Source organism: Rhodanobacter denitrificans (genome assembly GCF_000230695.2).
Taxonomy (GTDB): domain Bacteria; phylum Pseudomonadota; class Gammaproteobacteria; order Xanthomonadales; family Rhodanobacteraceae; genus Rhodanobacter; species Rhodanobacter denitrificans.
This window is the reverse complement of sequence record NC_020541.1, coordinates 699,275-715,686: the sequence shown is the minus strand read 5'-3', so window position 1 is coordinate 715,686 and position 16,412 is coordinate 699,275. Positions and strand designations below refer to the sequence as shown.

General features: G+C 67.3%; 13 protein-coding genes and 1 riboswitch. Of the genes, 5 read left to right on the top strand and 8 right to left on the bottom strand.

Translation table 11 applies throughout. The features are described from left to right. Positions 1-21: 21 nt before the first annotated feature. Positions 22-252, bottom strand: coding sequence for a glutaredoxin family protein (locus R2APBS1_RS03120; protein WP_015446844.1), 231 nt, complete (start codon positions 250-252; stop codon positions 22-24). A gap of 75 nt (positions 253-327) precedes the next feature. Here R2APBS1_RS03120 and R2APBS1_RS03115 point away from each other — a divergent pair, with 75 nt between their 5' ends. Continuing rightward, positions 328-1,710 carry an L-serine ammonia-lyase gene (locus R2APBS1_RS03115; protein ID WP_015446843.1) on the top strand — a complete coding sequence of 461 codons (1,383 nt, stop codon included), beginning with the start codon at positions 328-330 and terminating at the stop codon, positions 1,708-1,710. A gap of 128 nt (positions 1,711-1,838) precedes the next feature. Here R2APBS1_RS03115 and R2APBS1_RS03110 read toward each other — a convergent pair whose 3' ends face one another. Continuing rightward, positions 1,839-2,267, bottom strand: a complete 429-nt coding sequence (locus R2APBS1_RS03110) for a hypothetical protein (protein ID WP_015446842.1) — start codon at positions 2,265-2,267, stop codon at positions 1,839-1,841. A 92-nt stretch (positions 2,268-2,359) separates the two neighbouring features. Between R2APBS1_RS03110 and R2APBS1_RS03105 the strand changes: the two genes are divergently transcribed. Continuing rightward, positions 2,360-4,303, top strand: coding sequence for a site-specific DNA-methyltransferase (locus R2APBS1_RS03105; protein WP_041676852.1), 1,944 nt, complete (start codon positions 2,360-2,362; stop codon positions 4,301-4,303). Positions 4,304-4,440: 137 nt separating this feature from the next. On the opposite strand, the gene R2APBS1_RS03100 is transcribed toward R2APBS1_RS03105, so the two are convergent. Then, positions 4,441-4,746, bottom strand: a complete 306-nt coding sequence (locus R2APBS1_RS03100; RefSeq protein ID WP_007510746.1) for a HigA family addiction module antitoxin — start codon at positions 4,744-4,746, stop codon at positions 4,441-4,443. Positions 4,747-4,758: 12 nt separating this feature from the next. Beyond that, on the bottom strand, positions 4,759-5,040 hold the full coding sequence (locus R2APBS1_RS03095; RefSeq protein WP_007510748.1) for a type II toxin-antitoxin system RelE/ParE family toxin: 282 nt from the start codon (positions 5,038-5,040) through the stop codon (positions 4,759-4,761). An 85-nt stretch (positions 5,041-5,125) separates the two neighbouring features. Between R2APBS1_RS03095 and R2APBS1_RS03090 the strand changes: the two genes are divergently transcribed. Both R2APBS1_RS03090 and R2APBS1_RS03085 read left to right on the top strand, forming a co-directional pair. Continuing rightward, on the top strand, positions 5,126-8,065 hold the full coding sequence (locus R2APBS1_RS03090; protein WP_015446840.1) for a DEAD/DEAH box helicase: 2,940 nt from the start codon (positions 5,126-5,128) through the stop codon (positions 8,063-8,065). A gap of 276 nt (positions 8,066-8,341) precedes the next feature. After that, positions 8,342-10,213, top strand: a complete 1,872-nt coding sequence (locus R2APBS1_RS03085) for an APC family permease (protein ID WP_015446839.1) — start codon at positions 8,342-8,344, stop codon at positions 10,211-10,213. A gap of 54 nt (positions 10,214-10,267) precedes the next feature. Here the strand turns inward: R2APBS1_RS03085 and R2APBS1_RS03080 are convergent, their stop codons facing one another. Then, complete coding sequence (locus tag R2APBS1_RS03080; protein ID WP_015446838.1) at positions 10,268-11,854, bottom strand: SulP family inorganic anion transporter; 1,587 nt, start codon at positions 11,852-11,854, stop codon at positions 10,268-10,270. A gap of 246 nt (positions 11,855-12,100) precedes the next feature. Between R2APBS1_RS03080 and R2APBS1_RS03075 the strand changes: the two genes are divergently transcribed. Continuing rightward, positions 12,101-12,700, top strand: a complete 600-nt coding sequence (locus tag R2APBS1_RS03075) for a YceI family protein (RefSeq protein ID WP_015446837.1) — start codon at positions 12,101-12,103, stop codon at positions 12,698-12,700. 108 nt (positions 12,701-12,808) lie between these two features. On the opposite strand, the gene R2APBS1_RS03070 is transcribed toward R2APBS1_RS03075, so the two are convergent. Genes R2APBS1_RS03070 through metX form a run of 3 tightly spaced genes read right to left on the bottom strand, consistent with a single transcriptional unit; the run spans position 12,809 to position 16,136 of the window. Next, positions 12,809-13,891: a homoserine dehydrogenase family protein gene (locus R2APBS1_RS03070; RefSeq protein ID WP_015446836.1), complete on the bottom strand. Its 1,083-nt coding sequence runs from the start codon at positions 13,889-13,891 to the stop codon at positions 12,809-12,811. Continuing rightward, positions 13,888-15,075, bottom strand: coding sequence for a cystathionine gamma-synthase (gene metB, locus R2APBS1_RS03065; protein WP_007510773.1), 1,188 nt, complete (start codon positions 15,073-15,075; stop codon positions 13,888-13,890). Before metB ends, R2APBS1_RS03070 begins: the two co-directional genes overlap by 4 nt. Before the next feature lie 38 nt (positions 15,076-15,113). Further along, positions 15,114-16,136 carry a homoserine O-succinyltransferase MetX gene (gene metX, locus R2APBS1_RS03060; protein ID WP_007510775.1) on the bottom strand — a complete coding sequence of 341 codons (1,023 nt, stop codon included), beginning with the start codon at positions 16,134-16,136 and terminating at the stop codon, positions 15,114-15,116. A gap of 88 nt (positions 16,137-16,224) precedes the next feature. Further along, a riboswitch (SAM riboswitch) is annotated at positions 16,225-16,340 on the bottom strand. Between the last annotated feature and the right edge of the window lie 72 nt (positions 16,341-16,412).

The following is a 16,412-nucleotide window of genomic DNA, read 5'->3' as shown; positions in this document are numbered from 1 at the left end:
CTGCTGCGCAGGGGAGGGAGCTCACCTCGCGAGGAACGCACGCACCGCCGCCGCGTCGAACGGCCAGTCCAGCTCGCGGCCGTCGCGCGCATCGCGCAGCACCGGCACGCGCGTGCCGTAACGCTGCTCCAGCTCGGGCGAATCATCGACCCATGCGCTGTCGAAATCCGGCGCGCGTGCCTCGGCCATCACGGCCAGGGCGAGGTCGCACAGATGGCAGTAGTCGCGCTGGTACAGGATCAGGTCGGACATGCGGTGGCGAACGGACTGCCAAATGAAGGGGGCCCGCGTAGAATAGCGGCTTCCCTTCCCCATTCGCAGCACATCATGGCCGTCAGCGTATTCGACCTGTTCAAGATCGGCATCGGGCCGTCCTCCTCGCACACGGTGGGGCCGATGCGCGCCGCCGCGCGCTTCGCCGAACACTGGCTGGAGGAGAAGGGCGTGCTCGACCGCGTCGTGCGCGTGCACGCCGAACTGTACGGCTCGCTGGCGATGACCGGCCGCGGCCACGGCACCGACAAGGCGGTGCTGCTCGGCTTCGAGGGCCAGCACCCGGACACGGTCGATCCTGACGCGATCCCCGCCACGCTCGAGCGCATCCGCGGCACGGGCCGCATCCGCCTGCTCGGCAAGCGCGAGATCGCGTTCGACGAGAAGGCCGACCTGGTCTTCAACAAGCGCCAGAAGCTGCCGTTCCACACCAACGGCATGCGTTTTTCCGCGTACGACGCCGACGGTAGCGAGCTGGCCAGCCGCGACTACTACTCGGTCGGCGGCGGCTTCGTGGTCAACACCGACGAGGCGGCGGAAGACCGCATCGTCGCCGACACCACCGCGCAGCCCTACCCGTTCAGCAGCGGCGACGAGATGCTGGCGCTGTGCAAGCAGCACGGCCTGACCATCGCCCAGCTGATGATGGCGAACGAGAGCGTGTGGCGCTCCGAGGCGGAAACCCGCGCCGGCCTGCTGACCATCTGGCAGGCCATGCAGGATTGCGTCACCCGCGGCCTGCGCTCGCCCGGCACCCTGCCTGGCGGCCTGCACGTGGCGCGGCGCGCGCCGGCGATGGCCGAGGAACTGCGCAACCAGCCCGAGGCCGCGCTGAAGGACCCGCTGACCATCCTGGACTGGGTCAACCTGTACGCGCTGGCCGTCAACGAGGAGAACGCCGCCGCCGGCCGCGTGGTCACCGCACCGACCAACGGCGCCGCCGGCATCGTGCCCGCGGTCGGCCACTACTACCTGCGCTTCTGCCCGAAGGCGGACGAGAACGGCATCATCGACTACCTGCTCACCGCCGCCGCGATCGGCATCCTGTACAAGGAAAACGCCTCGATCTCCGGTGCCGAAGTGGGCTGCCAGGGCGAAGTCGGGGTGGCCTGCTCGATGGCCGCCGGCGGCCTCACCGCCGCGCTCGGCGGCAACGTGATGCAGGTCGAGAACGCCGCCGAGATCGGCATGGAACACAACCTCGGCCTCACCTGCGACCCGATCGGCGGGCTGGTGCAGATCCCCTGCATCGAACGCAACGCGATGGGCTCGGTGAAAGCCATCAACGCCAGCCGCATGGCATTGAAGAGCGACGGCAAGCACCGCGTCAGCCTCGACAAGGTGATCAAGACCATGCGCGACACCGGCCGCGACATGAAGGACAAGTACAAGGAAACCAGCCGCGGCGGGCTGGCGGTCAACGTGATCGAGTGCTGAAGCCCTGCCGGTGAGCGACGCTTCGTAGGACGGGCACGGCCCGCCGGCTCTTGCTTTGTGAATCCAGAGCGGCGGACAGTGTCCGCCCTACACGACTTGAGGCCACTCGGCTATCGGCGGCTATCCGCTTACGCGCCAGCGCGGCGCTTGATTGAGGTCGACCGTCTCGAAGGCGGTGCCGCCAAGGCAAGGATCACGTCGCACACGACCTTCTGCTGCGCAGCCGGCAGTGCCCGGTAGATATCGAAGACCTTCTGGTCGTCGTAGGTCGGCGCCTCTTCCTTCACCTGTCTGGCGCCACGCTTTCCGTGCACGGCCCGATCGCCGAACCGCAGGAAATCCGGGCTTTCCTTCAGCCAGTCGGCCAGCACGACCAGCTTGTCCTGCTCGGGAATCCCCTTGCCGTTCAACCAGCGCGAAGCCGTCTGGAACACCACCGAGGTGCCCGGAAAGCGCAAGTTGAACTGCGTGACCAGCACCCCCGGGCGCGGCTCATGGCCCTGCGCGAGCATCGCGGCAGCCAGGCGTTTCGAGAATTCGGCGCGTTCATTGCTCATCCCTTGGCAACTTAGCGGCCGTCCGATCTATCGGTTCACGTATAGAGTTCACTATGATTAACGTTTGTAGTTAATGCATGGGGAACGGCCGCGTGACCAATTCACTGCTGGAACAGCTGCCGGAGATCATCAGGGAAGGCCGCAAGCAGGCCGAGAAGATCCTGGAGAGCCTGGAAGGACGCCACCGGGTCAGCCTGCAGACGCGCGAGTGGGTGCTGCCGTCGAAGGACACGCGCGACAGCGACTGGATCACCGCGGCGAACCGGCAGGCGCACCTGGGCGACGAAGGCACGGCCGACTGGACCAACCGGCTGATCTACGGCGACAACCTGCTGGCAATGGCCGCCCTGCTGGCCGGCGACGAACACACGCCCAGCCTGCGCGGCAAGGTCGACCTGATCTACATCGACCCGCCGTTCGACTCCAAGGCCGACTACCGCACCAAGGTGTCGCTGCCTGGCGTCGAGCTGGAGCAGAAGCCGACGGTGATCGAGCAGTTCGCGTATTCCGATACCTGGTCGGACGGCACGGCGTCGTATCTGGCGATGATCACACCGCGGCTGATCCTGATGCGGGAGCTACTCGCCGACACCGGCTCGATCTATGTACATCTGGATTGGCATGTGGGCCATTACGTCAAGATCGTACTGGACGAAATTTTTGGCAAAGACAACTTTCGGCGTGAAGTGATTTGGGATCGAGGAAATCCATCGGGGGGAAAGGCTGCTGCCAACAACTGGATTCATTCCCACGACACCATCCTGTACTACTACAAGGGACCGGACCCTTACTTCAACAAGATCTACGAACCCTACACGGATGATTACATCGCCGAACGCTTCACGAACAATGATGGTGACGGAAAGGGGCCCTACAGACTTCAAGGCGTAGGAGCCGACATCCGAAAACAGTACCTGGCAGACTCGAAGGGAAAAGCTTGTACATCTGTCTGGCAATTGCCGGACATCAATGTAATGGCGAAGGAGCGGCTCGATTACGCAACGCAAAAGCCTGAGAGACTGCTCGAACGCATCATAGATGCATCCTCCCCTGAAGGCGGTTTGGTAGCCGACTTCAACGGCGGCTCCGGCACCACCGCCGCCGTTGCCGAAAAACTCGGCCGCCGCTGGATCACCACCGACCTCGGCAAGCCGGCCTGCATGATCATGCGCAAGCGGTTGATCGACCAGGGCGCCAAGCCGTTCCTGTACCAGGCCATCGGCGACTACCAGGTCGAGGCGGCGAAGAGTTCGCTGGGACGCAGCTTCCGCGTGGGCGACCTGTCGGGGATCGTGCTGTCGCTGTACGGCGCGCTGCCGCTGCAGCCGGAGGACAACCCGCTGCGCAATCTCGGCGCGGTGGTCTACGGCGGCAAGAAGACCCTGGTGCTGGTGGATTCGCCGAACAAGCTCACCGGCGACGCCACCTTGCGCAAGGCGATCGCCCAGCGCGAGCACCTGCTCGGCGGCTGGGACCGGGTGGTGGTGCTGGGCTGGAATTTCGAGCCGTCGATCGGGCAGAGCATCACCGCGCTGAACGACCCGCGGCTGGAAGTGCTGGTGATCCCGCCCGACCTGCTCGACCGCCTGCGCAAGAAGGGCGGCATCGAGAAGCTGCGCGGCCAGGTGCGTTTCTCCAGCCTGCAGTACCTCACCATCAAACCGGTGCGCCGCCAGCGCAGTGGCGACGAGGAGCAGTTGCAGGTCACGCTGGACAACTACGTGCTGCTCTCGCCCGAGGCGATCAACCTGGACGAGGACAACCGGAAGAAGCTGCTCAAGGTGGCCAACGCCGAACCGTTGGCGCTGATCGAGTACTGGGCGGTGGACCCGGACTACGACGGCGCGGTGTTCCGTTCGGTGTGGCAGGACTATCGCGGCAACACCGCCAACGACGACGACCCGCTGCGTGTGGTGACCGCCGCGAGCTTCAGCGTGCCGCACAAGAAGGGAGAACGGCGCGTCTGCGTGCGCGTGGTCGACGTGTTCGGCTTCGAGGCCGAAGTGGTGCAGGTGGTGACGGAGGGTGGGAAGTGATTACCCGCGGGACGCCCCAATCCTCGTCATTCCCGCGAAGGCGGGAATCCAGCGTCTTGGGCCGCTGGGTGTCACTGGATTCCCGCTTGACCAGCCATTCGGCTGTTGAGAGCCGCGGGAATGACGGCAAAAAGCACTCAGGCCGCCAATGGCAGAACTTTCCGCAAACTCGCCTTCAGTTCACGCTCGGCGATCTTGAGGTCGTAGTCGGTCTGCATGTTCATCCAGAACTGCGGGCTCTGGCCGAAGGCGCGGCCAAAGCGCAGGGCAAGTTCGGCCGTGACGGGGCGCTCCTCGCGGATGACATGCGAAATACGCATCGGCGAAACGCCGATCGCCCGGGCAAATGCCGCCTGGCTCATGCCGTGGTCGGACAGGATTTCTTCCAGGAGCTCCCCCGGATGAATGGGCGGCAGGCCGTTCGTGGTGGCGGGGATGGACATGGTTCTGATTCCTCAATGGTAGTCGACGATCTCGACGTCGAAGGCATCGCCGCCCTCGAAACGGAAGCACAGCCGCCACTGATCGTTGATGCGGATACTCCATTGACCTGCGCGATTGCCGCTCAACATTTCCAGGCGATTGGAAAACGGCTCGCGCAGATCTTCGGGGCAGGTGGCGAGATGCAAATATTTCAGACGACTCAGCGCCCACCGCACGATGTCCGGCGGAAACCGCCGGCTTGTTCCGGTCGCGGACAGTCGCGCGGTTTCCTTGTCAGCGAAGCTCCTTATCACCCGGTGACTCCTGTCGGCACGGTCGATATTTGCTCACCAACCATAAACAAAATGTTTATGGCTCGCAAGCACAAGGAGTCAGATCATGGCTGACCCGATTCAACCGCTGGCGCTGGCGGCCGCGCTCACCCGCCGCACCGAGCAACTGTGCATCGGCCTGGAACAGGGCATCGCCGACCTCTACGAGCTGGTGACGCCGGTGACCGCCGCGCTGCTGCGCTGGTGGTTCGGGGAGGACGCGTGCCAGTCGCGCACGTTCAATTTCCACCCCGGCCAGAAGCAGGCGATCCTCAACGTGATCGTGGCGCACGAAGTGCTGGCCAGTCCGAACCTGAAGGACCTGTACCAGCAGGTGTGCGCCGACGCGCTGCTCGAAGGCACGCGGCTCGCCGACGTGGCGCAAGACAAGCACGGCCACCCGAAGTACTGCCTGAAGATGGCCACCGGTACCGGCAAGACCTGGGTGCTGCAGGCGCTGCTGGTGTGGCAACTGCTGAACAAGACCGCGGCGCTGGACGAAGGGCGCGACGACCCGCGCTTCACCCGCCGCTTCCTGATCGTGGCGCCGGGGCTGATCGTGTACGAGCGCCTGCTCGATGCGTTCCTCGGCAAGGAGAACGAGGACAAGAGCCGCGACTTCGCCAGCTCCGACATCGCCAGTTACGCCGAGCTGTTCACCCCACCGGCGCGGCGCGAGCGCATTGCGCAGTTCGTGCGCGGCAACGTGTGCCAGAAGCAGGAGATCGGCCTGAAGGCCACCGGCAACGGCATGATCGCGATCACCAACTGGCACCTGCTCAGCGAGGCCGAGGAGGAAGCGGAGCAGGAGGAAGCCGCATGGGTCGACACGCCCGGCATGGTCGCCGATGCCGCCCGCGTGGCCTACGACGTGCTGCCGCTGACCCCGGGCCGCGCCACCGGCAACAGCCTCGATGTGCTGGACCGGCGCTGGGCGCGTGGCAACGTGCTGAGCTATCTCGCCGACCTGCCCGACCTGATGGTGTTCAACGACGAGGCGCACCACATCCATGAATTGAAATCGGGCGGCGAGACCAGCGAGGTCGAATGGCAGAAGAGCCTGTCGGTCATCGCCGCGGGCAAGGGCCGCCGCTTCGTGCAGATGGATTTCTCGGCCACGCCGTACAACGACGTCGGCAGCGGCAGGAAGAAGGCTAAGCTGTACTTCCCGCACATCGTGGTGGACTTCGACCTGAAGGCGGCGATGCGGCTGGGCCTGGTGAAGTCGCTGGTGCTGGACAAGCGCAAGGAACTCGGCGCGCTGCCGCTGGAGTTCAAGGCCGAGCGCGACGGCGACGGCAACGTGGCGCTTGCCGAGGGTCAGCGCGTGATGCTGCGCGCCGGCCTGCAGAAGCTGCGCAAGCTGGAGGCGGATTTCGCCCGGCTCGATCCCGGCCGCCACCCGAAGATGCTGGTGGTGTGCGAGGACACCACGGTGTCGCCGCTGGTGGCACGGTTCCTGTGCGAAGAAGGGCTGCATGACGACGACGTGCTCACCGTCGATTCCGGCAGGAAGGCCGAACTGGGCGAGAAGGACTGGGCGCCGCTGCGCCAGCGCCTGTTCAACGTGGACCGGCACGCGCAGCCGCGGGTGATCGTCAGCGTGCTGATGCTGCGCGAGGGTTTCGACGTCAACAACATCTGCGTGATCGTGCCGCTGCGTTCCAGCCAGGCGCAGATCCTGCTGGAGCAGACCATCGGCCGCGGCCTGCGCCTGATGTGGCGCGACCCGGAGTACGCCGACATCAAGCGCGAGAACCGCGAGCGGATCAACCGCGGCGAGGAGCCGGGCTCGCTGATCGACATCCTCTCCATCGTCGAGCACCCGGCGTTCCAGAGCTTCTACGACGAGCTGATGCGCGAAGGCCTGGTCGGCAGCACCGGCGACGACGACGAGGGCAGCAGCATCGGCGACCTGGTCGCCGCCGAGCTGCGCGAAGGCTACGAGCAGTATGACTTCGCCATCCCGTTCATCCTGCGCGAGGCGGACGACAGCGTCGAACACCTGCCGATCGACGTCGCCGCACTGCCGAGCTTCAGCGCGATGAGCCGCGCGAAGCTGGCCGAGCTGCTGGGCAAGGGCGACACCTTCACCTCGCAGGACCTGCAGAGCAGCACGCTGTTCGGCGACTACCGCGTCGACGGCGTGGCGATGGACGTCAGCGGCTACAACGAGCTGCTCTCCAGGCTGACCCGGCGGGTGAGCCAGGCGCTGAGCCACCCGCTGCCGAAGGGCAACAAGGTTTCCCCGCACCTGGACCGCCCCTATCTGCAAATGAACACCGCGGCGCTGGCCACGGCGCTGGACGACTACATCCGCGAGCGACTGTTCGGCGAAGTCTTCGAGCCGTTCGAGGGCGAGGGCTGGCGGCTATTGCTGCTGCAGCCGGTGCTCGACCACATCGTGAAGATCTTCGCCCTGGCGCTGGTGCGCGCCGAGGAGCACACCGTGCGCGGCAGCACCGAGGTGCACCATCGCCGTCTTTCGGAAGTGACGAAGCTGATGGTGCGCGAAAGCGCTTCGCTGGAGGTGTCCAAGTGCATCTACACGCGCCTGCCGTACCCGACCCGCAGCGGCGGGTTGGAGCGCGCCTTCATCGAGTGGGCGCAGGCGGACGCCGGCATCGAGGCGTTCTGCAAGATCAGCGAGAACCGCCACGACTTCGCGCGGCTGCGCTACATCAAGGACGACGGCCTGCCCGCGTTCTACATCCCGGATTTCCTGGTGCGCACGAATGACGCCATCTATCTGGTGGAGACCAAGGCGCAGCAGCAGGTCGGGCACCCGAACGTGCAGCGCAAGCTGAAGGCAGCCACCACCTGGTGCGAGCGGATCAACGCGCTGGACGCGGAGCAGCGCGGCGGCCGCGTGTGGCACTACGCGCTGGTCGGCGAATCGCTATTTTACGACTGGCGGGAAAAGGGCGCCCGGCTGGGCGAGCTGCTGGCGTTCTCGCGTGCACGGGCCGCGCCGACGGCGCAGTCGCAAGGTGGCCTGGCCCTCTGACGGCGCACTCCCGGGGAAGTTGCTCCCTCCCCTGCTTGCAGGGGAGGGTTGGGGAGGGGTCGCTCTTGATCTTGAAGCAGCAGGGCGAAAAGCCCACCCCCTCCCAGCCTCCCCCTGCAAGCAGGGGGAGGAGCAAAGGCTTCCTGCGTCGCCTGCAGCAGAGGGAAAACCCGGAGCCCTCGATAGCCCGCATGACCTTTGCGGGGTGACATAGAGCAGCGAATTCTGCAACCATCACCCTCTTTTCGCGCCTCCGACGCCTCCGCAGGAGATTCCATGTCCCAAGCCAGCCAGATCCGCCGCGACGTCGGCCCGTTCGCCCTGATGCTCACCGGCCTGGGCTCGATCATCGGTTCCGGCTGGTTGTTCGGCGCGTGGCGCGCCGCGCAGATCGCCGGCCCGGGGGCGATCTGGGCGTGGGTGATCGGCGCGGCGATCATCATGACGGTGGCGCTGACCTATGCCGAACTGGGGGCGATGTTTCCCGAGTCCGGCGGCATGGTGCGCTACGGTCACTACTCGCACGGCTCGCTGGTCGGCTTCATCGCGGCATGGGCGAACTGGATCGCGATCGTCTCGGTGATCTCGGTGGAAGCCGAGGCCTCGGCGCAGTACATGTCGTCGTGGAAGTGGCAGTGGGCGAAGGACCTGTATCGCCAGATGCCCGGCGGGCACGGCGAGCTGAGCACCAACGGCCTGCTGATCGCCGCGGTGCTGGTGGTGATGTATTTCCTGTTCAACTTCTGGAGCGTCAAGCTGTTCGCGCGCTCGAACACCGCGATCACCCTGTTCAAGCTGATCATCCCCGCGCTCACCGCGGTGCTGCTGATCGCCAGCGGTTTCCATGCCGAGAATTTCAGCGTCGGCATCCACGGTGAACTGCACAAGACCGACTTCCCCTCGATCCTCACGGCCGTGGCGATCGCCGGGATCGTGTTCAGCTTCAACGGATTCCAGAGCCCGGTGAACCTGGCCGGCGAAGCGCGCAACCCGGGCAAGAGCATCCCGTTCGCGATCGTCTGCTCGATCTTGCTGGCCACGGTGGTCTACGTGTTGCTGCAGGTGGCGTTCATTGGCGCGGTGCCGCGGGAAATGCTGGCCAACGTCGGCTGGCACGGGATCAACTTCAGCTCGCCGTTCGCCGACCTGGCGATCATCCTGGGCCTGCAGTGGCTGGCCACGCTGCTGTTCATCGATGCGGTGATCAGCCCCAGCGGCACCGGCATGACCTATACCGCCACCACCGCGCGGATGCTTTACGGCATGGAGCGCAACGGCACGCTGCCGAAGATCCTCGGCCGCGTGCACCCGAAGTGGGGCATTCCGCGCCCGGCGATGTGGGTGAACCTGGCGGTGTCGTTCCTGTTCCTGTTCTTCTTCCGCGGCTGGGGTTCGCTGGCGGCGGTGATCTCGGTCGCCACGATCATTTCCTACCTTACCGGCCCGGTCAGCGTGATGACGCTGCGGCGCACCGCGCCGGGGCTGCACCGTCCGCTGCGGCTGGGCGGCCTGTCGGTGCTGGCCGGGATCGCCTTCATCATGTCCACCGAGTTGCTGTACTGGGCCAAGTGGCCGCTGACCGGCGAAATCATCCTGCTGATGGTGGTCGCGCTGCCGGTGTATTTTTATTTTCAGACAATGGCCGATGACTTCTTCAAGCCATTGGAAAGAATGATTCTGCTGGTGAGCAGCATCGCGCCTGCTGTTTTGCTGAGCATGCTTGCAGGTGCTTTCTATCTCTATTCATCCGATTCACCCATTGCCACTCCCCTGTTCCTCGCCGGGCTGGCTTATTCGTGGGTAATGTTCGCTGTTGTGATACCGGTCTTTCGCATGCGCAGCGATGCCTCGGCGATGGATAGTTTCAAGCATCACCTTCGTGGCGCGTGGTGGCTGGTGTGTTACTTGCCGGTACTTGCCTTCGTCTCCTGGGCCGGCAGCACCACCTTCGGCGGCCAGGGCTACCTGTCCTACGGCTGGGATCTGGCCGTGGTCGCGGCGATCGGCCTGGTGTTCTACCTGTGGGGCGTGAAGTCCGGCTGGCGCACGCCGTCGGTGGAAGCGGCGGAACTGGAGGCGAAGGTGGACCCAAACGCGCCGCTGGTACCGCCGGATGAAGCGACCGCGGAGCGCATCACCGGGCGCTGAGCCCGGCCATCCGCTCGACCCGAACGCGCGGCGACCAGCCGCGCGTTTTTGTTTTCAGCGAACGGCCGCCCGCCCGCGGCCGCCCAGTGACAGCAACACCAGCACGATCGCCAGCACCGCGTAGGCTCCGGCGAACTGCCACACGATGCTGCGCGAGGCCGCATCGAGCAGCCACGGCAGGTAGATGCCACCGGACAGTTCCACCGAGTGGATCACCCCGAACAGGCTCAGCGCCCCGCCGAGCAGCAGGATCAGCGCGGCGCGCAACGGGCGCCGGTCGATCAGCGCCACCACGAAGCTGGCCCAGACCATCGCGGTGATGATGAAGCCGTTGCCCAGCACGGTGATCACCGCCAGCTCGGAGATGCCGTGCGTGCCGTCGTTGAACAGCTGCGCGAAGTGTTCGGGCGAGACGTAGGCCGGGTCGCTCAGCTTGATCGTGAGCATCCGCGCGATCGCCGGAAAAAAGCTGAACACCACCGCCGCCGCGTAGCGCATCGGCGTCGCCTCGAACGCCTGCACGGTGATACCGATCGCCACGAACACCAGGATCGGCGCCAGCACCGGCAGCGGCACCAACTCGACCAGGTTCGACAGATAGCCGAACACGCCGCCCAACCCGATCACGATGCCGGTGAGCAGGGTGTAGCCGCTGCGCGCGCCCATCGCCTTGTACGACGGCTGGCCGATGTACGGCGTGGTCTGCGCCACGCCGCCGCAGAAGCCGGCCGCCAGCGTGGCCAGCGCCTCGACCAGCAGGATGTCGCGGGTGGAGTAGTCGTCGCCGGCGGCGCGTGCGCTCTCGGTGACGTTGATGCCGCCGACCACCATCAGCAGGCCGAACGGCAGGATCAGCGGCAGGTACGGCACGATGTACGCAAGCCCCTGCACCCACTGCAGGGTCGGCCACGGCAACGCGAAACGCCATTGCCACGCCGCCGGCGCGTGGTAGCCCGCGCCCAGCCAGCCCAGCGGGCCCAGCCCGTAGTACAGCAGTGCGCCGAGCACGAACGCCACCAGCACGCCCGGCAGTCCGAACGGCATCCGCCCGTGCGCCACCAGTGCGTACAGCACCACGCCGAGACCGGCAAAGCCGACCACCGGCAGCTTCAGGATTTCCACCAGCGGCAGGAAGCCCATCAGCACCAGCGCGATGCCGGCGATCGAACCGAGCAGGCCGGCGCGCGGCACGTGTCGCTGCACCATCGCGCCGAAGAACGACAGCACGAACTTCAGCACGCCCATCACCACCAGCGAGGCCATGCCCAGCTGCCAGGTGGCGATCGCCGCGGCGTGTGCGTCCATGCCGCCCTGCCCGAAGCCGAGGAAGGCCGGGCCGAGCACCAGCAGCGCCATGCCGATGCTGGTCGGCGCATCCAGCCCCAGCGGCATGGCGGTAACCGTGTTGCTGCCACGGCGCCGGGCCAGCCGGCGCGCCATCGCGGTATAGGCCAGGTTGCCCAGCAGCACGCCCAGCGCAGTGCCGGGGAACATGCGCAGGAACACGATGTCCGCGGGAAAGCCGAACAGGCCGATCAGCGCCGCGGCGAGGAAGCCCATGATGGACAGGTTGTCCACCACCAGGCCGAGGAAGCCGTTGAGGTCGCCGGGGGCGAACCAGCGATTGGCCGGGATGTTCATGCGCGAGGCTCGCGGGGGTGGACCGCGCGGCCGCCGGGCAGGCATGCCGGCGCGGCCGGTGAACGAAAATTCATCGTGTCGTGTTCCTCTGCGTCCGGGAATCCGGATGCGCCGCAGTATTGGCGGCAACCGCCCGGCGGCGCAACGCGGAACCATTGCCACCGCCCGAGGTAGCCTTGTCGAAATCGCGGCGCCTGGTTCGTCGCTCCCGCACAACCTCCCTCACGCCACCCAAGGAAACCGCCCATGCCGTCCACGTTCCGCACCGCCATCCACGCCTTCGGCCTGCTCGCCCTGTTGTCGCTGGCCGCCGCCAACGCCGCCGAGGTGAAGTACCAGCTGGACCCGGACCACACCTACCCCAGCTTCGAGGCCGACCATTTCGGCGGGCTGTCGGTGTGGCGCGGCAAGTTCAACCACAGCCGCGGCACGGCAACGCTGGACAAGACGGCCGGCAGCGGTACGGTCGAGGTCGTGGTGGACATGAAGAGCGCTGACTTCGGCCAGGACCAGCTCAATGAAAAGGCACAGGGTGCAGAGCTGTTCGACACCGCGAAGTACCCGCAGGCCGTCTACAAGGGCCGGCTCGCCAATTTCGTCGGCGGCAAGCCGACCCGTGTGATCGGCACGCTCACCCTGCACGGCGTGACCCGTCCGCTGACGCTGAAGATCGACAGCTTCAAGTGCGTGCCGCACCCGATGCTGAAACGCGAAGTGTGCGGCGCCGATGCGCTGGCTACGTTCCAGCGCGACGCGTTCGGCATGGACGCCGGCAAGCCCTACGGCTTCAGCATGGCGGTGACGCTGCGCATCCAGGTCGAGGCGATCGCCGAACCCTCCGCTTGAGCGGACACGCGTAGGTTGGGGTGAGCGCAGCGAACCCCAACGCTTAACGTCGCCGCGATGTGTTGGGGTTCGCTGCGCTCACCCCAACCTACGGGAATCGAGCAGCGCTCAGGCCAGCGCCAGCACGTCCCCCAGCAGCGCCTGCGCGGTCACCTCCGGTCCCGCGCCCGGCCCCTGGATCACCAGCGGCTGGGCGTGGTAACGGGTGGTGGTGAGCGCGAACTGGTTGTCGGTGCCGTACAGCCGCGCAGCGGGATGGGTGAGCGGCACTTCGGCCAGCCCGACGCGGGCATGCCCGCGCTGGTTGAGGCGCGCCAGGAAACGCAGCACGCAGCCGCGCGAGCTGGCGGCGGCATGGCGCGCGGCCAGCGGCGCGTCGAGCTCCTCCAGCCGCGCCAGGAACGCTTCGGTGCCCAGCCCGCGCAGCGCCTCGGGCACCAGGCCATCCACCTGCACCTCGTCGGTGCCCAGCGCGAAACCGGCGTTGCGCGCGATGATCAGCAGCTTGCGCGCCACGTCCTCGCCGGACAGGTCCGAGCGCGGATCGGGCTCGGTGTAACCGAGCTGGCGTGCCTCGCGCAGCAGTTCGGAGAACGGCCGGCTGCCGTCGTACTGGTTGAACAGCCACGACAGCGAACCGGAGAATACGCCTTCGAGCGTGAGCAGGCCGTCGCCGCAGCGGCGCAGCCGGCGCAAGGTGGACAGCACCGGCAGGCCGGCGCCGACCGTGGCCGAGTCGCCGTAGCAGCCGCCATTCGCCAGCGCCGCCTGCAGCGCACGCCAGCCGGACAACTCGCCGCCGGCCAGCGCCTTGTTCGCGGTGACCACGTGGTAGCCGCGCGCCAGCCACTCCGCATGACGCGCCGCCAGCACCGTGCTGGCGGTGGCGTCGATGATCACCTTCGCCGCCGCGGCGCTGCCGTCCAGCGCCGCGAGCAGGCTGGCGTTGTCGCGCGGCGCACCGTGCTGGTTCAGCTGTTCGCGCAGGTTGCGCTGGGCCAGGCTGAGCGGATCGGTCTGCTGGCGGCGCGAGTTCGCCGCGCCGACCAGTCGCAGCGAACCCGCGGCGGAGGTGTTGAGCAGCTTCAGCAGCGCGCCGCCGACCACCCCGGTGCCGAGCAGCACGATCGCGATGGCGGAGGACGCTTCGCTCCTGGCGCTCGCCGCGCGTTCGGCCAGTACCGCACTCATGCGAGCACCCGGCGTTTGGACGTCTGTACAGCTACTGCTCGGACCAGCGCCGCGTCGAGGTCGCGCAGCAGGTCGTCGCCATCCTCGATGCCCACCGACAGGCGCAGCAGGCTGTCGGCGATGCCGGCGGTGCGGCGCGCCTCCGGCGCCATCGACGCGTGGGTCATGCTGGCCGGGTGTGCGATCAGGCTTTCCACCCCGCCCAGCGATTCGGCCAGCGAGAAGTATTCGAGGCCGTCGACGAACGCCTCGATCTGCGCCACGTCGCCGTCCAGTTCGAAGCTCAGCATGGCGCCGAAACCCTGTTGCTGGCGCGCCGCCAGCGCATGCCCGGGGTGGGCGGCCAGGCCGGGGTAATACACCTTGCGCACGGCCGCGTGCGCGTCCAGCTGTTCGGCGATGCGCGCAGCGTTCTCCTGGTGCTGGCGCAAGCGCACGCCAAGCGTGCGCAGGCCGCGCAGGGTGAGGTAGCTGTCGAACGGCGCGCCGGTGAGGCCGTTGCAGTTGGCCCACCACTTCAGCTGCTCGGCTACCGCCGCGTCGCGCGCCACCGCCGCGCCGCCGACCACGTCGCTGTGGCCGTTGATGTACTTGGTGGTGGAGTGCACCACCACGTCGGCGCCGAGCAGCAACGGCTGCTGCAGCGCCGGCGACAGGAAGGTGTTGTCGACCACCATCAAGGCGCCCACCGCGTGCGCGGCCTGCGCCACATGGCGGATGTCGGTGATCCGCAGCAGCGGGTTCGACGGCGTCTCCACCCACACCAGCGCCGGCTTGCGCGCCAGGCCGGCAGCCAGCGCCACGCTGTCGGTGAGGTCGGCGAACTCGACCTGGAAGCGGCCCTTCTTCGCCCACGCATCGAGCAGCCGCCAGGTGCCGCCGTAGCAGTCGTGCGCGGCCAGCACGGTGGCCCCGGCCGGCACCAGTTCCAGCGCCAGCGCTACCGCCGACATGCCGCTGGAGGTCACCACCGCGCCGGCGCCCTGCTCCAGTTCCGCCAGTGCGTCGCCGAGCAGGTCGCGGGTCGGGTTGCCGCTGCGCGAGTAGTCGTACGCGCGCTTGCGGCCGAAGCCGGCGAAGCTGTAGTTGGTCGACAGGTGCAGCGCGGGCACCACGGCGCCGTGCTGGGTGTCGCTCTCGATCCCGGCGCGCACGGCGCGGGTACAGGGGGCGGGCTCGGTCATCGGGAGATCTCCGGTGCTTGTTGTGCGGGGACGGGGAATCAGGCCAGCGCTTCGCGCAGCAGCGGCGCGAGCTGTTCGGGTTCTTTCAGGAAGGCGTCGTGGCCGTACGGCGACTCGACCACTTCCAGCGTGGCTGGCCCATGCAGGCGGCGCTGCAGCTCGCACAGGTCGGCCAGCGGCACCAGCCGGTCGGAGGGGAAACCGATCAGCGTGGCCGGGGTGGGAATCTGCTCGGGCTTGATGTCGTGCAGGTCGATCGACTCGGACAGGGCGAGGAAGCGGTCCGCGTCGAAGCGTTCGACGAAGCGGCGGCCCTGGTGTGCCAGATAGTCCTCGACCGGGAAATGGAAACGCTCCTCGCGCCACTCCGGGCCGCCGGCGAAACGCCGGCCGAACTCGGCGCTGCCGCGATAGGTGGTGATCGCCAGCTGGCGCGCCAATGCCAACGCCTCGTCGGCCTGGCCGCTGGCCTGGCCCAGCCGCACGATGCCGCGCTGCACGCTGCGCTGCGCGGTGCTGAGCGGGTGCGGCCGGTGCGCGCCGGCCAGCAGCAGCAGGCGCTCGACGCTGCGCGGATGCCGCGCCGCGAACGCCAGCGCCACCATCGCGCCATAGGACGAACCGATGAAAGCGTGTGCCTGCGCGATGCCCAGCTCGCGCAGCAGCGCGGCCAGCGCGTCGGCCTGGTCCTCGCTGGAGACCGAGCCGGCGCCGAGCTGGTCGGGGGTCAGCCAGTCGATCGCCAGCACGCGCCAGCGCTCCAGGTCGACCGCCGCGCCGCTGCCGACCAGCGCCTGCCACCAGCCCGGCGCGGCATCGCCGTCCAGCGCGGTGACGTCGCGGTCGGCCGAGATGCCGCCCTGCACGATCACGGTGGGCGCACCCGCCGCGCCGCACCACAGGTAGCTCACCTCGACCTCGCGCGGACCGCTGCCGTACTTCGGGCTGAGCCGCAGCCGGCGCGTGCTGCGCTGGGCGGTCAGCCGCACGCGCGGCTCGGGAAGAACGGGAAAGGCGGCCTGGCTGGCTTCGGTACGGCGGGTTTCGGGCAGGAACGTCATGGAACTCTCTCCGGTCGGCATCGCCCTGCGAAGTACCGGAGAGGTCGCCAACCGCGGATTCGGCGGCAGACCGCCGCGAGCCGGATGACGCCCATCTTCCGGTGGATGCCGAAGCACCTCCGCAGGAGTTGGCACCGTGGCGGAAACGCTCCGCAGGTTGCCCCGGCTTCAAAGGGCCTGTCCCTCAGCCGGTCTCGATGAGTGGGACGGATAGTGATGGCTTCACGTGGCCGTGTCAATAGACGTCTAAACGTCTAGGCGTATATATGTTTATTC